This is a genomic window from Clostridium sp. AM43-3BH (assembly GCF_003479985.1).
Classification (GTDB): Bacteria; Bacillota; Clostridia; order Lachnospirales; family Lachnospiraceae; genus Otoolea; species Otoolea fessa.
Genome location: NZ_QUIH01000006.1, coordinates 189124 through 206474, shown reverse-complemented (window position 1 = coordinate 206474; position 17351 = coordinate 189124). Strand labels below are relative to the sequence as shown.

Genomic DNA, 17351 nt, shown 5'->3' with positions numbered 1-17351 from the left:
AACAAAAGAAAGGAGCTGACAGATATGGCAGCTATGAATATGAATCAGGAGCAGTTTGAGCAGGCGACCCGGGGCGAAAAGCCCGTTTTGGTGGATTTCTGGGCGCCCTGGTGCGGCTATTGCCGGAGGATCGGCCCTGCGTATGAGAAGATCGGAGAGGAATACGCGGACAGCCTCGTTGTCAGCAAGATCAATATTGACGAGGAGCCGCGGCTGGCGGGGGCCGAGGGGATTGAGGTCATCCCAACTCTGGTGCTGTACCGGAACGGAAAGGCCGTGGATTCCATCACCGCGCCCGGCTCAAAGGCAGAGATCGACCGCTTCATTCAGGAAGCCTTGGCGAAATAACGGAGGGTTCAGATATGAACAACAATCATGTTTATGATATGCTCGTGGTGGGCGGCGGCCCGGGCGGCTACACCGCCGCCCTGTACGCGGCCCGGTCGGGGCTGGACACCGTCGTGCTGGAAAAGCTGTCTGCTGGCGGGCAGATGGCCCTGACCGAGCAGATCGACAACTACCCCGGCTTTGAGAACGGGATCGACGGCTTCTCTCTGGCGGAGAAGATGCAAAAGCAGGCGGAGCGTTTTGGGGCACGCAGCGAATACGCGGAAGTTCTCCGCATGGATCTGACGGCGGTTCCCAAGCTCGTGGAGACCAGCGAGGGGATCTTCCGGGGGAAAACCGTGGTGCTGGCCACCGGCGCAGACCCCAGAACGCTGGGAGTTGCCGGAGAGACGGAGCTGTTGGGCCGGGGCGTGGCCTACTGTGCCGCCTGCGATGGGATGTTTTACAAGGACAAAACGGTGGTCGTGGTGGGCGGCGGCAATTCCGCCGCGGCAGATGCCCTCCTTCTCAGCCGCGTGGCGAAAAAGGTGATCCTCGTCCACCGCAGAGACACCCTGCGGGCCACCAAGATCTATCACGAGCCACTGGAACAGGCCGAAAATGTGGAATTCCGCTGGAACAGCACCGTTTCCGCGCTGCTTTCCGGGGACAGGCTGACCGGCGTACGCCTGCGGGACACCGTCACCGGTGAGGAAAGCGTGGTGGACTGCGACGGCGTATTTGTCAGCGTGGGTCGACAGCCCGCCACGGCGCTGGCGGTGGGTCAACTGGCGCTGGACGGCGGCGGCTATATCGTGGCCGGAGAGACCACGGAAACCAGTATTCCCGGCGTTTACGCCGTGGGCGACGTGCGGACGAAGCCCCTCCGTCAGGTGGTCACCGCCGTGGCGGACGGCGCGGTGGCAGTCCACATGGCGGAGAAACATATCGCGGAAAACCGATAAGGAAGGTAGATTGAAAAAGCCATGTTTAAGGTCAGGCCGGATACGACCGCAGTGGGGATGCCGACATATCTGCAAGGAAAACTGCCAGAGTGATGGCAGATAAGATCACCCATGTAAGATCGGGAGATATGTTGTCTCTCCATATCCAGTCCACGCAACAGTGAGCAACTGAACACAAAACACAGCCACAGATGTACTCTGCGGCTGTGCTTTTATGCATAGTACTTACGGAAAGGATTCGATGAGCAGATTTCTGTGATACGGATTTTGGATTCTCGCAGAGAGGAATTTCGATTGAGTAAAGCATATGAGCAGAAAATTGACGTGGTAAATGTCATTACTGCTCCAGAAATTGAAATGCTGATTATTCATGCAGAAGGAGCATATGATCAGTTTAAGCGTTCTGGAAAAAAACAAGCGAATTTTGTAAAACAAATCTTCGGATGCATGATGTGAAGTCGTATGAGATAGAATCGTCTTCGATGCCTCGTTGGGAAACCAACGAGGTATTTTTTTTGCCCCAATCCGACTGCATAGGACACTGAAAAAATCAAAACAAACCATATGTAGTCCTGCAAGGACAACCAAAGTGCGCCTACGAGGCCAACGCGAAACCGGAGGATTCTTGTTAAACTTACTTTGTAAGGACGAAAGTCCGGATGTCCCTTGAAAACTGAATACTCATTCTTCAGGTACATTCCTGTTTGGTCGAGCCATCGACTGCACGCCATGAAGCCCATCGGGGCGATAGCGGTTTCGCAGAAGCAAATGCCGGATTGCAACCGGCGGCGGTGCTAAAGCCAGACAGGGACAATGATACTTCCGTAATTCGCGGTCCGGCCATAAGGAAGGCGGGATGGTTAAATTCCAATGGAGCAGTGAAGCACACTGCCGCCTGTGAGAAATCCTACATCTCTGGGGTGATAAGAAAAAGTACAGAGAAACCATATTTTCAGAAAGCACTGCTGGGTGCTGTATCAGCATGATACCTGGCAGGCTTTATCCATATCAGTGTATGGAGATTGGAGACAACAGAAAATGAAAGAAAACTGGGTTTATCGGCGAGGTGATTTATATCTCGCCAATCTCGGTGTTCCGGTTGGATCAAAGCAGGGCGGTGTTCGTCCTGTTGTGGTTCTTCAGAATGATGCCGGTAATTATTATGCGCCGACAATCACGATTGCTCCGCTGACATCGAAAATTGAGAAGAAGCGAAAGCAGCCAACGCATTTCTTTCTCCGTAAAGCAAAGGGACTGGCAAAACCGTCTATGGTATTGGCAGAACAGCTCGACACCTGCGACAAGATATGCGTGATTCGCTATCTTGGGCGGGTAAGTAAGGGGCAGATGCGTGGGATCGACGAAGCTGTAAGGATTCAGCTTGGTTATTACATTCCGGAACAGGCAGAGAAAAAAAGACAGGGCAAATGCCGAAAGGAAGGCGAAGAAGGCGATGGATAAACTGATTACAAGGAAGGAAGCAGCCAGTATACTGGGAATCAGCGTAAAAACACTGGATGCTGCAAGAACAGACGGTTTGATCTCCTATGTTCAGTATGTGGAAAACGGCTGCGTTTATTTCACGGAAGTGGGGCTTCAGGAGTACATTGCAAAATGTACACACCGTGCAAAACCGATGGAACGTGCTGCGACATATCGCAAACCTCGAAGCTTTCGGCGGTGAAAATCGACATCGTTGAGTATGGACGATGAATCCGCAATAATGAAAGCAACAACAGAATTGGAGGTAATGATATGGCGGCAAGAAGAATGATGATTCCCGATTATGGTACGGTGAGTATGAAGGGAACGCAGTATTATCGAACCCGTGTAACAGATCAGCAGGGGCGGCGGGTTTCCTTATATGCAAGAACGAGAGAGGAACTGTACCAGAAGGAACAGGAAGCGATCCAGCAGATTGAGAACAAGACGTATCGCCGCAGTACACCTACAGTGGAGGAGTATTGCGAGAAATGGTTGCTGATGTAGTCGGCACAGATCAGGATGACAACGCTGATTGACTATACATCGAAAGTGAAGAACTACATCATTAAGCCATTGGGCGATATGCATATGGGAGATGTAACAGCAGATGACATTCGCCTGGCACTGCTGGCGGCATCAAAAAAGTCGGCATCCGTGTACAAATCGGTGAGCGTTATATATAAGTGTATTTTTACGGCAGCAATGGAGAGCAGGATCATTGATGAGAATCCGACCATCTATCTGAAGAAGAATGTGGGAGGAATTCCCCAGAAGGAACGCCTCCCGCTTACGGATGAGCAGGTGGATAAGCTGCTGGATGCCATTTACGGCTTGCCGCCGTATGTGTTTGTAATGCTGGGGCTGTACGCAGGATTGCGGAGAGAAGAAATCCTCGGACTTCAATAGGATTCGGTGTATCTTGATTGCGAGGCTCCGTACCTTACCGTTCGGAGAGCCTGGCATACGGAGCATAATCGTCCGGTGATTCTGACAGAGCTGAAAACAAAGGCAGCGCATCGGAATGTCCCTCTGCCGGACAATCTTCTGGAATGTCTGAAAGAGGCGAAGAATACATCGACATCGGATTATGTGGTTGCAAACCGGGATGGAGACCCGTTGTCCTATACGCAATTCAAGAGATTATGGCAGTATATCGTAACCCGTACCACCAAGGAACGCTGCTATTATCGCTATGAAGATGGCAAGAGGGTAAAGCATACGGTGAAGCCGGTTCTGGGGCAAAAGGCGGCACACAATGGAAATGTGGTTTACAGTCTGGACTTTGAGGTGACTCCGCATCAGCTGCGGCACACCTATATTACGAATCTGATTCATGCTTCGGTTGATCCGAAGACAGTTCAGTATCTTGCCGGTCATGAAAGCAGCAAGATCACCATGGATATTTACGCCAAGGTGAAATACAATCGCCCAGAGCAGCTCGCAGGAGTGCTGGAAGATGCTTTTGCATCGTGGGATTAAGAGTAAATCAGAAAAAACTTAGGGCAGGGATGGTCAAAAATCCCTGCCCTTTTTACATACATTCGACATCCTTGAAGGAAGTGGTGTACGCCATGATAATAAAAGTGACAACACGCAATATATGAAGATAGACGAGGAGGAGAACACATGGCTAAAGGAAAAAAGCGTCCTGCTGAACTTCCGGAATACGGAACAGTGATGATGAAAGGGGTACAGTATTATCGTACCCGAATTACAGATGCAGACGGAAAGAGAGTGGCAATCTATGGGCTGACACGCGAAGAATTGTATGACCGGGTAGAAGATGCCCAGAAGAAAATTGCAGAAGTGGTTTTCCACAGAGAGAATCCGACCGTGGAAGAGTACTGCGAAAAATGGCTGCTGATGCGGTCTGGAACGGTAAGAACCAATACGTTGGAGGGATACGAGCGGATGGTGAATCGGTACATCGTGGGTCCAATTGGACAGATGTATATGGACGAGGTGACTACAGATGACCTGCGGCTGCTGATGGTTCCACTATCAAAAGGCTCTTCCGGAATGTATGGTCAGCTCAATATGCTGATTAAGAACATTTTTAATTCGGCAGAAGAGAGCAAGGTGATCAAAGAGAATCCATCCAAAACGATTTGCGCAAGAGGAGGAAAGCCTGCGAAACGGCGCGAAGCTTTGACGGATGAACAGACTGCCATTTTGCTGGATAGCATTCGTGAGCTACCACCGTATGTTTTCGTAATGATCGGCTTGTACGCGGGATTGCGTAGAGAAGAGATTCTTGGATTGAAATGGGACTGCGTATTCCTGGATGAAAAAACGCCGTACATTTCTGTAAGGCGTGCATGGCATGTGGAAGGCGGTGAGCCGGTGGTCAACACACTTTTGAAGACTCCGGCAGCGAAGCGAGATGTTCCGATTCCCAAATGCCTGGTAGCCTGTCTCAAGGAAGCAAGGGAAAAATCAGAATCGGAATATGTGATCTCCAATTCAAAGGGAACTGTTTTGACGGAAGCACAGTTTGTGAGGGTCTGGAAGTACATAACAGTCCGTTCCACCGCAGAACGCTGTTATTACACCTATGTAAATGGGCAGTCCATCAAGCATAGAATAAAGCCAAGGCTTGGTGAGCATCAGCCGAACAATCCCAAGCTGGTGTATACGATGGACTTCAAGGTGACTCCGCACATGCTGCGGCACACCTACATCACCAATCTGATTTACAAAGGTGTTGATCCAAAGACGGTGCAGTATTTGGCAGGCCATGAGAACAGCAAAACGACTATGGACATCTATGCGAAAGGCAAGTATAATAAACCTGAGAAATTAAGCAGCGTTGTGAATGCTGCATTCGGGCTGCGTTAAACGGCACCAAAAATCTCGCGATTTCGTGGGTTTACCTATGGGTTTACTGAGAGAGGGAAGCCCGAAAAAACGCATGAATACTGGACTTTTGGGATCAAGGTCAGGTGAATACGGTCTTAAAGCAGCTCGTCGCGCTCCGCAGTTCAGCAAGCGATAATCGACTGCTCAGACTATATCAAAATGGTTCAAAAACCCCGGAAAATCAAGGTTTTCCGGGGTTTTCTTATACCTAAATGGGCTGATATAGTTTGACCAAATTTGGCAAAACGAGAGCCGTTTTCACCCAATTTTTAGTGGTTAAATATAGGACAACCGCCAAAAATGGGGTCAAAAAACGTCCTTAGTGGTTAAAAAGTAGGACAACCAGAGAGCAATTTCGGGGGTATTTTTGAGGGCAATTTTGGCACTCTCAGACACCAAATTTTTCGCCGGAGAGTTTGGCATAATCTGACCAAATCTGAACAATTAAATACGATTCTAATGCAGGCACTCAGTAACAAATAACTGGGTGCTTTTTTCATTTCAGGGAAAAAGATTCCTGCATTAGAAAGGGCGGTCACTTTATGATTTTGAAGTGGCGGCTTTTTCTATTTCCAGAAGCAATAGCAACAATTAGAAATGAGGTGAAGTCAATGAACACGCAAATCATTGCCATTGCCAACCAGAAAGGTGGCGTTGGCAAGACAACGACCTGTGCCAACTTGGGAATCGGGCTGGCGCAGACCGGAAAGAAAGTCCTGCTGATCGACGGGGACCCGCAAGGGAGCCTGACAATCAGCCTGGGCCATCCCCAGCCGGACAAGCTGCCCTTTACGCTGTCGGACGCTATGGGGCGTATCCTGATGGATGAGCCGCTTCGTCCCGGCGAGGGTATCCTGCACCACCCAGAGGGTGTAGACCTGATGCCTGCGGACATCCAGTTGGCGTGGCTGTGCTTATTACCTATTCCTCGCAGAATGGTGCGATTTTGCTGGTTATAGCTTTTTTGATTAGCCCGATGGGATTGCCGCTGGCGGCGATCTGGCTGTTGGGTAAGGCGCAGGATTTGAAATTTGCGATCCAGGATTGGATGTATGGGTAAATGATGTGAATATAATCTGGAATGAAAAGAAGCAGGACAATGGGAGATGAGACCCAATGCCCTGCTTCTGGGTTATTTGGAATGAACGGTAGTGTATTTCTGGTTTTTGCTTTTGGGTTTGTCTGGAAACATCATTTCAAGTTTACCAGAAGATAATAAAGGCTTGAGGTAATATTTGCTGAAGTGAGAACGGCTGGAAACATCAATATATGCTTGCATTTCATCTCGACTTTTAGGATCTGCACAAAATTCCAATAGCAAGTTTTGCTTGCTGATCACAGATGTATCATGTGCGCCATCATGTGCGGCATCATGTACGGAAGCACCGCACATGTTGTAGTTTACATTTTTCAAGATGACTCTGAAATCTGTCGCTGTTGAGAAAAATTCGGGCTTATATGCCTCTGTGTATCCAGGCAGCTTTTCGGTTTCACTGACGATTTTGCGTATGCCACTTCCACGGCGTTCCATATACTTCATGCGGTGGAACAGGTCAGCAATCACAGGGTTTCGTCGCATGGAACGGATACTGTAAATATCGTATTCCTGAATTGAGCCGCCGCCAAACATACCGCCCGGAGATGTGATTTCCACCCGATCATCAAACATATCAATATGGATTTCGCTGCCAAGCACAATATAATCACGATGGATAAGCGCATTAACAAGAGCCTCTGTCACAGCTCGTTCAGCATAATCCGTCTTGTCTACACGATACTGTGCCTTTTTGACAAAACGGACTTTGGAATTATTGCGAATAAATTCACTGCCGCTGTTCAGTAAATAAATCAAATTTCCCTCGTATTCTTTATCGTCCAGCGCATCATCAAAGATAGAGCCTTTTTCCAAGCCATTCCACCGGGTACAGAACATACGGGAGTTATAAACCGTGAGCTGATCGGTCATGAGTTTTCCGGTATTGGTCAGGAGTCCATCAATAAGGAAGATGATATGGTGGAAAGCAAGTCTGAAAATGGCTTGCTTTTTACTTTAAAATGATGTTAAGTGATGATAAAGAAAATTGAATTTCACAAAGAAAATAAAAATAATCGGATTTTATGTTTTACATAAATTTAACACACTTTTGCTTTTTTCGAATTGATTATGTTAGGTCTTTTTGTTATACTGTACTACAATACTATTTGAGAGGAGGAATATTTAACATGGACGAAAGTGATAATGATTCTGAAGCGAACCAATTCAATAGAATTTTTATTTATATATCGCAAGGCATGGACTATGTATTCGGAACATAGACCATGTCTTTTGTTGCTTTTAAGTAAGTGTGATATTTAGATAATTTTATTGTAGAAAGGTTTTATTTATGAGTACATCAATTTTTATTCTTTTAGTAGTGCAGATTATTTTAATTATATTAAACGCGATTTTTGCGAGTGCAGAGATCGCTGTTTTATCAATGAATGAAACAAAGCTAGAACGAATGGCAGAACAAGGTAATGGTCGGGCAAAGAGATTAGTACGATTAACGCAAGAGCCGGCACGATTTCTTGCGACAATTCAGGTTGCAATCACATTGTCGGGATTTTTAGGAAGTGCTTTTGCAGCAGATAATTTCTCAGAACCTTTAGTTGATTGGGTTGTTGGGATGGGTGTGAATATTCCACGTTCTACTTTAGATACCATAGCTGTTATATTGATTACATTGATTTTATCATATTTCACGTTGGTTTTTGGCGAATTAGTTCCAAAGAGAATCGCAATGAAAAAATCTGAAGAACTGGCAATGGGGATTTCAGGATTGGTTACGGGAATCTCTATCCTATTTAAGCCAATCGTTTCATTTCTTTCAATATCAACAAATATTGTCTTGAGGATTTGTGGTATTGATCCAAATGAAGCGGAAGATCAAGTGGGTGAAGAAGAAATACGTATGCTTGTTGATGCGGGAAGTGAAAAAGGAACAATAGATCATCAAGAAAAAGAATTTATTCAAAATGTTTTTGAATTTAATGATATTATGGCTGGTACGATTGCTACACATCGAACAGATGTGACAATATTATGGATGTCTGATGATGTGAAGGAGTGGGATGAAACAATCCACAATACACGACATACCCTTTATCCCGTCTGTGGAGATTCGATAGATCATGTTATTGGCATTTTAAATGCAAAAGACTATTTTAGATTAAAAGAAAAAAGTAAGGATATGGTTATAGATTCTGCAATTTCTACACCATACTTTGTTATGGAAACTACAAAAGCAGATGTGCTTTTTAAAAATATGAAACAATCGAAGCAATCTATGGCGATTGTATTAGATGAGCATGGTGGAGTGGTTGGAATAGTAACTCTTTTTGATTTATTAGAAGAAATTGTTGGCGATTTAAACGATATTGAACCAATATCGTCGGAAGAAGAAACTGTTATTATAAGAATAAGCGATAACAAGTGGGAAGTGAAAGGAAATATACGATTAAGTGATATTGAAGACGCTATAGGTGTTACATTTACAGCAGAAGATTGTGACACATTTACTGGATTTGTATTTCAAAAATTTGGTATGGTACCAAAGGATGGGGATACAAAAATAGAATTAGAAATAGAAAATATGCATATAATCATTGACAAAATAAAAGAACATCAAGTTGAACATGCAATTATAGAAATTTTAGAATAAAATTTTGAAATGCATTTGAAAATTATTTTAGAAACAAGGGGATATATCAGAAGAGTACATATACATTTTCAAATACAACAGGGATAGAATGATGTTGCGATAAAAAAGAGGGAGACACACATTTGTTTAATCCATCTCCCTCTTTGATAATTCAGAGGTGTGGTGAGGAGTAATGAGAAGCCCTGCGTTTGTAACGTGTTTGCAACACCACATTCCAAGAATCCAGTAAAATCAAGCCTTCCAAGTTACGCAAGCGATAATCTACAGTTTAATAATGCTAAAAAAGCCCGGAAATACGCTATTTTCCGGGCTTTTTCTATGTCCGAAATTCTGTCTGGGCTGTTTGGCTTTGATGGAATTTGAACGGAAATTTATGGGTTTATAGTGGTCAAATTACTGGTGGACAAGCTCATTTTGACAGAGAATCTCCGGCACGGCTTCTGACCTCTGTACGGCGCCTGCCGTGGCTCAGATCCTCCAGTTCCACCACGGCAGTCTCTTCAATGGGCTTTGTGAAAGCCGCTCAGCAGCAGTACCGCGGTGAGCAGAAGCGGCAATACTCTCCGATACATGGTGTATCCCTCCTTTCGGAGAAGATAAATTCGTTTGTCAGCCCATATCGGCGGCAAGAGCCTGGTCGATGAGCTTTTGCAGAGTCTCCGCCTGCTTCTTTTCCGTGATGGCGCCTACGATGGGTTCACCCACGATATTGCCGCTGCGGTCGACCACATAGGTGGTGGGATAGGCAAAGATGTTGGTGGTAAACTTTCCCGCCTCACCGTCGGAGTCAAAATACACATTCTGATAGGTGGCGCCCTTCTTGGCAAGCACATCCTTCGCCTCGGAAATTGCCGTTTCGTCGCCGTCCAGCGTGAAGGTGTTGACGCCGATGAGGGAGCCGCCCTTCTCCGCCAGTTCCTTGTTCAGCGCATCCAGCTCGGAAAGCTCGCCTACGCAGGGATTGCAGGTGGTGAACCAGAAATTCACCACGGTGACGGCGTTGGCGGAGAACAGCTCGTCGCTCTTCACCGTGTTGCCATCCAGGTCCTTGCCCTCAAAGACGGGGAATTTCTGCATGCTGCCGTCATCAGGCGGCGTGGTCATGTCGCTGTCCGCGGGCACGCTCATAGCGCCATCCGTAGATTGCTGTGCCGCCTCGGGGTACTTTTTCTCTATCATGGTCAGCTTGTTTTCAATCTCGCGGATCTTCTCTGCCGCCTCCTTGAGCAGCTTCAGCTCATCCTCCGTAAACTGATCTTTGGAACCTTCGATGGTGTCCAACAAGAACTCACCATAGTTTTTGCCGTTCTCCTGCATGGTCATGCCCTTGTCGGCCGCTATGAAAACTTTTTCCCAAAGCGCTGTGTTCTCCGAGAGAATGGCATTTTCCTGCGCCATCAGCTCCTTGTGCATGGCAACCGCTTCCTCGGCATTCTTCGGTTCGCTACTCATTCCGTCCATTTTGTCTCCGCCCTTTGTGGCGCAGGCTGCCAGAGAGAGCACCATCAGTGCAGTAAGCAGCAGAGCCAGAATTCTGCCGGCAGTATTCGTCCTATTCATCTTCATTCGTTTTATTCCTCCCTGTTAGTGTTGTTTGTCTGTAGTGTTTCCGCTGATTTTGCCTTATCTTTACCGTCTCCGAAGCCGTAGCGGAAGCACACGGCTTTCGTCGGACAGGCGCGGATGCACATTCCGCAGCGGATGCACTCGGTATGGTTGGGCGTTTTCGTCACATCCACATCCATCTTGCAGGCTCTGGCGCATTTCCCGCAGGAAACGCACTTATTCTTATCCACCTTCATCTGGAAGAGGGACACCCGGTTGAACAGCGCGTAGAACGCGCCCAGCGGGCAGAGCCACTTGCAGAACGGTCGGTAGAACAGTACGCTCAGCGCAATCACCGACAGCAGGATGCTGAATTTCCATGTAAACAGCTTGCCCAGCGCCGCCCGGATGCCGGAATTGGCAAGGGACAGCGGGATGGCTCCCTCCAGCACGCCTTGGGGGCAGAGGTATTTGCAGAAGAACGGGTCTCCCATGCCAACATCGTTCACAAGGAATGCCGGTAGCAGGAAAACCATCACCAGCAGGACAGCGTATTTCAGGTATGTCAGCAGTTTCAGCCTCTTTGTGGAAAGCTTCTTAGTGGGGATTTTGTGCAGCAGCTCCTGAAACCAGCCGAAGGGGCATAGAAAGCCGCAGATAAAGCGCCCCAGCAGCACGCCCAGCAGAATGAGGAAGCCTATGATATAGTAGGAGAAGCTGAACTTGGAAGACCCCACCACCGCCTGAAACGCCCCAATGGGGCAGGCCCCGGACGCCGACGGACAGGAGTAGCAGTTCAGCCCCGGCACGCAGACGGTCTTCCCCGCCCCCTGATACAGTCCGCCCTTGAGAAAGTTCGGCAGATGCAGGTTGGTCAGCAGCGTCGCCCCCGCCTGAATCCAGCCCCGGAAGCGGGACATGGTCTGTGAAACGCCTGAAAACTTTTTACCCAATGCCCACACACTCCAGACATAATTTGATTGCTTTGCTCAGCACTGTCGCCGCCTCGCCCCGCCAGACACCGAAGCACAGCATGGCGGCTCCGGCCATCAGCAGCGCGATCTGCGCCGCTGCCTTTTTCTCGCAGCTCATTTTTCATCACCCTTTCCGATTTTCTGTCCCTATCATAGCGCGGGAGAGTTAAAGTCTCTGTTAAGAACGAAAACTTAACACAAACCTTATCTGTTTTTGCTATAATAAAAGCAACACAAAAACGAAGAAATAAAAAGGAGGGCTCTCATGCACCTTTTAGTAATTGAAGATGAACGCGCCCTGTGCGAAACCATCGTCCGCAGCCTGCGGCGGCTGGCCTACAGCGTGGACTACTGCTATGACGGGGAAAAAGCGCTGGCGCTTCTGGGCGTGGAACGATACGATTTGGTGCTTCTTGATCTGAATCTGCCGAAAAAGGACGGCATGACGGTGCTGCGCACCCTGCGGCAGACCGACCGGGAGACGCGGGTGCTGATCCTCTCCGCCCGCAGCGAAGTGGAGGACAAGGTGCAGGGGCTGGACGCCGGGGCGAACGACTATCTGGCGAAGCCCTTCCACCTCGCCGAGCTGGAGGCCCGCATCCGCAGCCTGACATTGCGGCAGTTTACCCAGCAGGATGTGCTGCTAAGCTGCGGAGGCCTGACCTTTGACACCCGCTCCCGTACCGCCACCGTTAACGGGCAGACGCTGACGCTCACCCGGAAGGAAACAGGAATCCTGGAATACCTGATGGTGCATCAAGGAAGGCCAGTAAGTCAGGAGGAGCTGATGGATCACGTTTGGGACAATAGCGTGGACAGCTTCAGCAATTCCATTCGCGTCCACATCTCCGCCCTGCGCAAAAAGCTCCGCGCCGTGCTGGGCTATGACCCCATCCGCAACCGCATCGGCGAGGGCTATCTGATGGGAGGTGAGGCGGAATGAAGCGGCTTTCCCTGCAGTGGCGCATCACGCTGATGTCCGTCCTGCTCATCGGTGTCACCTGCGTGGCCATGAATCTGCTGCTGTGCTCCTCCGGTATGTATTATATGGACACCATTGCGGACAACTTACAAGGCGGCGGCACGGTGATCCTGAATGATGGCGGAGCGGCGAGCTTTGACCCACAGCTCATAGCCCCTGGCGAGGATCTGACGATCATTGTCGATGGGGTGCAGGGGCGCTTCCGCACCACCAACTGGTACATCACGGCGGCGATAACGCTGCTCAGCGGCATCCTCGCCTATTTCGTCAGCGGACGCGCTCTCAAGCCCCTGCGCAGCTTTACCTCGCAGGTGGAGCAGGTGCAGCTGAACAATCTTGCCGATATGAGGATCGATGAAGACGCTATTTCGGAGTTCCGGCAGCTGAGCCGCTCGTTCAACCAGATGCTGGAGCGGCTGAACAACGCCTTTTCCGCCCAGCGGCAGTTCACCGGCAACGCCGCCCACGAGCTGCGCACGCCACTGGCACTAATGCAGGCGCAGTTGGAGCTGTTTTCCGCGGAGCATCCTGATGTGCGACCGGAGACGGCGGAGTTCCTCACGCTTTTGCGTGAGCAGACGGAACGGCTGATACAGATGACCAGGACACTGCTGGAGATGAGCAATCTGAAGCAGGTGGCGCGGAACGAGCGGATCCAGCTCGCTCCCATGATCGAGGAGATCTTCACAGATCTTGCGCCGCTCTCAGATAAGCTCGGCGTCACGCTGACGGCGGAGGGCGACGGCATTATGACCGGCAGCGATGCACTGATTTACCGGCTGATCTTCAACCTGACGGAGAATGCTGTCAAGTACAACCGGCCGGGCGGCTCGGTACGGGTTTCTGTCACTCAGGAGTTGGAAAAGCTCCTGCTCCGCGTCTCCGACACCGGCTGCGGCATCCCGGAGGTGTATCAGCGCAGTATCTTCCAGCCCTTCTTCCGGGTGGACAAGTCTCGCAGCCGGGAATACGGTGGTGCAGGACTGGGGCTCTCACTGGTATGGGAGATCGCCGACCTCCACGGCGGCTCCGTTTGGGTGGAGAAAAGTTCGGAGAAGGGCACGACCATTGCGGTAGGGTTGCCAACGCAACAATCAACGAAGCCCTAAAACACTTTTATTCGTTTTTCGCTGCTTCGCTTGCCGCCCTGCGGCGTCCCTATCCGTATTTTCACGCTCCAATTCCGCCGCACGGAGCTTGCTGTGGACAGACTTATAATCAGAAATTTCCTGTTTCAAACTGTCAATCTCAGCCTTGAGCTTTGCAATTAGCTTGTTTGCCGCATCCACCGCCTTTTGCAGTTTGGATTCCTTTTTCTCTGCTGTAACGTACTTCTTTGCCAGAGTGGAAAGTCGGTCAAAGTCCTCACGCTCCACGGCAACCATGCTCGTCCAGCGCGGGCTTGGAATCCCACTTTTTGCTCATGCTGACCTGCTGTATTTAAATAACCCTATTAACACAATTTTATTAGGAGCAGTATAACTGCTGACGGCATAGAATCTTGGTAGCTAACTTGGTGGATACCTTGATGGGTGTCATCCTCTAAGTTATCATGGGTTTTGAAGAAGCATTTTATGAGAAAAAGAATCTGAATCCAAAGATGCGGGCATTGCTTAATTCAGTGGAGAAAACAGATCATAGCTTGGCAAATAAAATAGAAGCTCCACATGCGATTTAAAAAAAATCCTGTTCAATATATGAATATGAGCAGGATTTTTCTATTTACAACGATATTTTTTACAATATTTCCTTCGATTATCCGGAAAATTTTTCACTGTAATGACTTTTCATATCCTCCCAGTCCATGAACAATACATAAAATACTTTGCCATATTGCTGGCTCTCAACAATTCTCCCATGGTCAAGCACAGACAGATACGATCCATCCGCTCTTTGTAAATGAAAGTGGATATAGTCATTTCCATTGCCATTATCAATCTGTTTCCAAATGCTTGATTCTATCTTCTTCTTCTCATCTTCCCGTATCAGGTTGCTGAAACTTTTCTTTGTAAGTCTGAATAGTTCATCCATATCTTTATATCCGGCCATATGAAGAAACTCCTGATTTGCATAAAAGAGTTCGTCATCTTCTTTGTCTGCTCTGTATATGATAAATGCTCCTGGAAGGTGCTCGGAGATATCCCTAAATGCAAATCCCAGTTGTTTACGAACCCTTAATTCAAGTCCTTCCCTATAAGCCATGCAGCCATTTTTTCCATGAAGTTTTATTTCGTAAAGGGCTGCATCTGCACAGCGCATAAGCTGTGAACGGTTAGACGCAAATGTCGGATATTCCGAATATCCAAGAGAAATATAAAATGGATATTCTTTTCCCTTATATGAAAATGTCTTTGGAGCCATAGTGAATTGCTGTAGCTTCTCTTTTACATCCTCGTAGGAATAATTTTTTAAAAGAATACAGAACTCATCTCCACCATTTCTTCCTAGTAACGCATCAGACGGGAAAAAAGCTTTCATACTGTCTGCCAGACTCCTTAATGCTTTGTCTCCGTAAACATGTCCATAGATATCATTAATAAATTTAAAATCATCAATATCAAGAAGTACAGCCACAAATTTCGCTTTCGGATTTTTATTAATCATCTTTTCTGCCAGTTCATCGAATCCATAGCGATTGTAAATACCTGTAAGAGAATCTGTGTGTGCCAGTATTTGAAATTTGTTTTTATTTTCTTTTGATACCAGCCACATCCGGGTAAGAGTTACCAAAAGCATGGTAATCGCAATAAAGAAAACACTGATTACTGCTATTAATGTATTGTTTCCCCAGCCATTTTCAGGCATTACTTCAAACTTCCAGTTCTCCGTTCCTATCGTAAAGTCATAGGAAACAGGATTCGTTAATTGACGATCTGACTGATAAATAATTTTATAATTATCACTCCATGGATTATCCGTTTTGGAAAGACTATATTCATATCCAAATTTCGAAAGCGCACTTGTCGCATCTGAAAAAATATCCGGAACACGAAGGATAACAATGGTAAATCCCCAAAAATATTCCTGCCCGTTTTCATCTTTCAGATAAATAGGATTGCGGACAGCAATTCCATATCCACCCTGTTTCAATTCAAAAGGTCCCTGTGTAACGATTGTATGATGATCTCTTGCATATATGGAAATTTCACCACGTTCTTTATCATGAATCAGATTAATCTTACCTGCCTCATTTCCATCGGCCGGATAAATATCCGTTACAATACCAGCCGGAGCAAGCTGTACGCTTTCAACAGAATCCGACATAATATTTTTTGCAATTGTGTCAAATTGATTGATTTCTCCAGTTCCGCTGATCAAAAGCTGTTTCAGAACATCTGTAATCTCTATTCCATTTATAATCTCATTCTCTATACGTTCTCCATAGGTTGTTGCATTTAATTGTGCTGTTGTGCGGCTCTGCTCTTTTTCATGAGTATCTGTGTTGTATACGACTAAACTAACAAGGCATATGCCCATTAAAAAAACGAGAAGAGGCACAAGTGTCTTTTTTTTCACCTGATTCACCTCGTTTTATCTCAGTCGAGAAGACTCCCACCTCTTCAGGTGGTGAGTAATAGCAAATTTGTCTCAGTGGGAGTTGGGTCTCTGACTAATGTTTTTATAATTAAGCATTATATCACGGAAGTAAAAAAATTGAATAAATTTTGCCCAAAAAGTTATAGAACGTTTTTCCAGTGTACTGATAACGTTTTCCTTGCGTACAATGGAAAAGAGAAGTAGTGCTCCTAAACAAATAAAAAAAGTACAGTTTGATTGTTGGATTGCTTGTTTTTATGGCATCTTTTCTTTTGGAATTCAACATGGCGGTTACGCTTCTTTATGGACAGCCGACTGAACAAGAATGGCGGAACGCTTATTTTCACTACGCATTATCCGGAACTGCTGGATGAATATGACCGAAATGACGGAATTTGTATTGTAAGAAACCGTAATGGCATTACAGCAGAAAATTTGAGCCATATATTGAAACGTAATGATATTAAAAAGAGTGATGCCTACCAGAGCGGTTTCCTTGAGGGAACAATGCCAGCATATGAAGCGTATATGCGCTTGAAGAAAAGCCTGGCTGCTTCAATCAATTAAGGAGGCAGCAGAATGGAATTAGCAAAATATAAGGCGTGTATATGTGAAGGATCTGCCGAAGAAGCTATTATCGACATACTGGTTGATAATGATCTTCTGATTTTCAAAAGAGAAGAAATGTTGGAAGAATGTGTTATCCGTTGCAGAAGTGCTAAACGATTCGAGGAGCGATACTTACGGAAAGGATTTGATGAGCAGATTTCTGTGATACGGATTTTGGATTCTCGCAGAGAGGAATTTCGATTGAGTAAAGCATATGATCAGTTTAAGCGTTCTGGAAAAAAACAAGCGAATTTTGTAAAACAAATCTTCGGATGCATGATGTGAAGTCGTATGATTTTGTGAAGCAGTATTTCAGTAACCCACAGCTCTTGGTGAAAGCCATAAAAGAGTATCGCAGAACAGCAAA

The 17351-nt window shown here is 47.1% G+C and carries 16 protein-coding genes and 4 pseudogenes; 14 read left to right on the top strand and 6 right to left on the bottom strand.

The window, feature by feature from the left end; translation table 11 throughout:
• The first annotated feature begins 24 nt into the window (after positions 1-24).
• From DW931_RS11295 to DW931_RS11235, 9 genes and pseudogenes are all read left to right on the top strand, one after another.
• Positions 25-348: a thioredoxin family protein gene (locus DW931_RS11295; protein ID WP_107000750.1), complete on the top strand. Its 324-nt coding sequence runs from the start codon at positions 25-27 to the stop codon at positions 346-348.
• 14 nt (positions 349-362) lie between these two features.
• Positions 363-1292: a thioredoxin-disulfide reductase gene (gene trxB, locus DW931_RS11290; RefSeq protein ID WP_118482285.1), complete on the top strand. Its 930-nt coding sequence runs from the start codon at positions 363-365 to the stop codon at positions 1290-1292.
• Positions 1293-1586: 294 nt separating this feature from the next.
• A complete protein-coding gene (locus tag DW931_RS16285) occupies positions 1587-1748 on the top strand; it encodes a hypothetical protein (RefSeq protein WP_233430214.1) in 162 nt (53 codons plus the stop codon).
• A gap of 582 nt (positions 1749-2330) precedes the next feature.
• Positions 2331-2753, top strand: coding sequence for a type II toxin-antitoxin system PemK/MazF family toxin (locus tag DW931_RS11275; protein ID WP_117484750.1), 423 nt, complete (start codon positions 2331-2333; stop codon positions 2751-2753).
• Positions 2746-2976: a DNA-binding protein gene (locus DW931_RS11270; protein WP_118471502.1), complete on the top strand. Its 231-nt coding sequence runs from the start codon at positions 2746-2748 to the stop codon at positions 2974-2976. Before DW931_RS11275 ends, DW931_RS11270 begins: the two co-directional genes overlap by 8 nt.
• 71 nt (positions 2977-3047) lie before the next feature.
• A pseudogene (locus DW931_RS11265) lies at positions 3048-4256 on the top strand (site-specific integrase).
• Positions 4257-4403: 147 nt separating this feature from the next.
• Positions 4404-5615: a site-specific integrase gene (locus tag DW931_RS11255; protein ID WP_118482284.1), complete on the top strand. Its 1212-nt coding sequence runs from the start codon at positions 4404-4406 to the stop codon at positions 5613-5615.
• Between the two features lie 632 nt (positions 5616-6247).
• Positions 6248-6541, top strand: a pseudogene (locus DW931_RS11240) (AAA family ATPase); the annotation flags it as partial.
• Positions 6535-6696, top strand: a pseudogene (locus DW931_RS11235) (CD1845 family protein); the annotation flags it as partial. The pseudogenes DW931_RS11240 and DW931_RS11235, both read left to right, overlap by 7 nt.
• 72 nt (positions 6697-6768) lie before the next feature.
• On the opposite strand, the pseudogene DW931_RS11230 reads toward DW931_RS11235, so the two are convergent.
• Positions 6769-7632, bottom strand: a pseudogene (locus tag DW931_RS11230) (ATP-binding protein); the annotation flags it as partial.
• Between the two features lie 388 nt (positions 7633-8020).
• Between DW931_RS11230 and DW931_RS11225 the strand changes: the two are divergent.
• The gene (locus DW931_RS11225) at positions 8021-9337 is read left to right on the top strand and encodes a hemolysin family protein (protein ID WP_118481848.1); all 1317 of its coding nucleotides are present in this window, start codon (positions 8021-8023) and stop codon (positions 9335-9337) included.
• Between the two features lie 609 nt (positions 9338-9946).
• On the opposite strand, the gene DW931_RS11215 is transcribed toward DW931_RS11225, so the two are convergent.
• The 3 genes from DW931_RS11215 to DW931_RS15955 are packed head-to-tail and all read right to left on the bottom strand — an operon-like array spanning position 9947 to position 11974.
• On the bottom strand, positions 9947-10897 hold the full coding sequence (locus DW931_RS11215) for a TlpA disulfide reductase family protein (protein ID WP_182429119.1): 951 nt from the start codon (positions 10895-10897) through the stop codon (positions 9947-9949).
• A gap of 11 nt (positions 10898-10908) precedes the next feature.
• Positions 10909-11802: a 4Fe-4S binding protein gene (locus DW931_RS11210; RefSeq protein WP_182429118.1), complete on the bottom strand. Its 894-nt coding sequence runs from the start codon at positions 11800-11802 to the stop codon at positions 10909-10911.
• A 25-nt stretch (positions 11803-11827) separates the two neighbouring features.
• Complete coding sequence (locus DW931_RS15955) at positions 11828-11974, bottom strand: CD1871A family CXXC motif-containing protein (protein ID WP_182426666.1); 147 nt, start codon at positions 11972-11974, stop codon at positions 11828-11830.
• Positions 11975-12121: 147 nt separating this feature from the next.
• Between DW931_RS15955 and DW931_RS11205 the strand changes: the two genes are divergently transcribed.
• Positions 12122-12799, top strand: a complete 678-nt coding sequence (locus DW931_RS11205; protein WP_118481845.1) for a response regulator transcription factor — start codon at positions 12122-12124, stop codon at positions 12797-12799.
• Positions 12796-13947, top strand: coding sequence for a HAMP domain-containing sensor histidine kinase (locus tag DW931_RS11200; protein WP_118481844.1), 1152 nt, complete (start codon positions 12796-12798; stop codon positions 13945-13947). The genes DW931_RS11205 and DW931_RS11200 overlap by 4 nt, the downstream gene beginning before the upstream one ends.
• Here DW931_RS11200 and DW931_RS11195 read toward each other — a convergent pair.
• Both DW931_RS11195 and DW931_RS11190 read right to left on the bottom strand, forming a co-directional pair.
• Entirely contained in the window at positions 13933-14223 is a 291-nt protein-coding gene (locus DW931_RS11195; protein WP_182429113.1) for a hypothetical protein, read from the bottom strand. The genes DW931_RS11200 and DW931_RS11195 overlap by 15 nt on opposite strands.
• A gap of 370 nt (positions 14224-14593) precedes the next feature.
• The gene (locus tag DW931_RS11190) at positions 14594-16354 is read right to left on the bottom strand and encodes a diguanylate cyclase (RefSeq protein ID WP_118481863.1); all 1761 of its coding nucleotides are present in this window, start codon (positions 16352-16354) and stop codon (positions 14594-14596) included.
• A gap of 324 nt (positions 16355-16678) precedes the next feature.
• Here DW931_RS11190 and DW931_RS11185 point away from each other — a divergent pair, with 324 nt between their 5' ends.
• On the top strand, positions 16679-16942 hold the full coding sequence (locus tag DW931_RS11185) for a hypothetical protein (protein ID WP_347559446.1): 264 nt from the start codon (positions 16679-16681) through the stop codon (positions 16940-16942).
• 12 nt (positions 16943-16954) lie between these two features.
• The gene (locus DW931_RS11180) at positions 16955-17269 is read left to right on the top strand and encodes a hypothetical protein (protein WP_333489793.1); all 315 of its coding nucleotides are present in this window, start codon (positions 16955-16957) and stop codon (positions 17267-17269) included.
• The last annotated feature ends 82 nt before the right edge of the window (positions 17270-17351 follow it).

What these genes read in the sequence shown, in the direction of transcription:
- DW931_RS11295 (WP_107000750.1), top strand. Translation starts at nt 25, where the DNA reads ATGGCAGCTATGAATATGAATCAGGAGCAGTTTGAGCAGGCGACCCGG.
- trxB (WP_118482285.1), top strand. Translation starts at nt 363, where the DNA reads ATGAACAACAATCATGTTTATGATATGCTCGTGGTGGGCGGCGGCCCG.
- DW931_RS11275 (WP_117484750.1), top strand. Translation starts at nt 2,331, where the DNA reads ATGAAAGAAAACTGGGTTTATCGGCGAGGTGATTTATATCTCGCCAAT.
- DW931_RS11270 (WP_118471502.1), top strand. Translation starts at nt 2,746, where the DNA reads ATGGATAAACTGATTACAAGGAAGGAAGCAGCCAGTATACTGGGAATC.
- DW931_RS11255 (WP_118482284.1), top strand. Translation starts at nt 4,404, where the DNA reads ATGGCTAAAGGAAAAAAGCGTCCTGCTGAACTTCCGGAATACGGAACA.
- DW931_RS11225 (WP_118481848.1), top strand. Translation starts at nt 8,021, where the DNA reads ATGAGTACATCAATTTTTATTCTTTTAGTAGTGCAGATTATTTTAATT.
- DW931_RS11215 (WP_182429119.1), bottom strand. Translation starts at nt 10,897, where the DNA reads ATGAATAGGACGAATACTGCCGGCAGAATTCTGGCTCTGCTGCTTACT.
- DW931_RS11210 (WP_182429118.1), bottom strand. Translation starts at nt 11,802, where the DNA reads ATGTCCCGCTTCCGGGGCTGGATTCAGGCGGGGGCGACGCTGCTGACC.
- DW931_RS15955 (WP_182426666.1), bottom strand. Translation starts at nt 11,974, where the DNA reads ATGAGCTGCGAGAAAAAGGCAGCGGCGCAGATCGCGCTGCTGATGGCC.
- DW931_RS11205 (WP_118481845.1), top strand. Translation starts at nt 12,122, where the DNA reads ATGCACCTTTTAGTAATTGAAGATGAACGCGCCCTGTGCGAAACCATC.
- DW931_RS11200 (WP_118481844.1), top strand. Translation starts at nt 12,796, where the DNA reads ATGAAGCGGCTTTCCCTGCAGTGGCGCATCACGCTGATGTCCGTCCTG.
- DW931_RS11195 (WP_182429113.1), bottom strand. Translation starts at nt 14,223, where the DNA reads ATGGTTGCCGTGGAGCGTGAGGACTTTGACCGACTTTCCACTCTGGCA.
- DW931_RS11185 (WP_347559446.1), top strand. Translation starts at nt 16,679, where the DNA reads ATGGACAGCCGACTGAACAAGAATGGCGGAACGCTTATTTTCACTACG.
- DW931_RS11180 (WP_333489793.1), top strand. Translation starts at nt 16,955, where the DNA reads ATGGAATTAGCAAAATATAAGGCGTGTATATGTGAAGGATCTGCCGAA.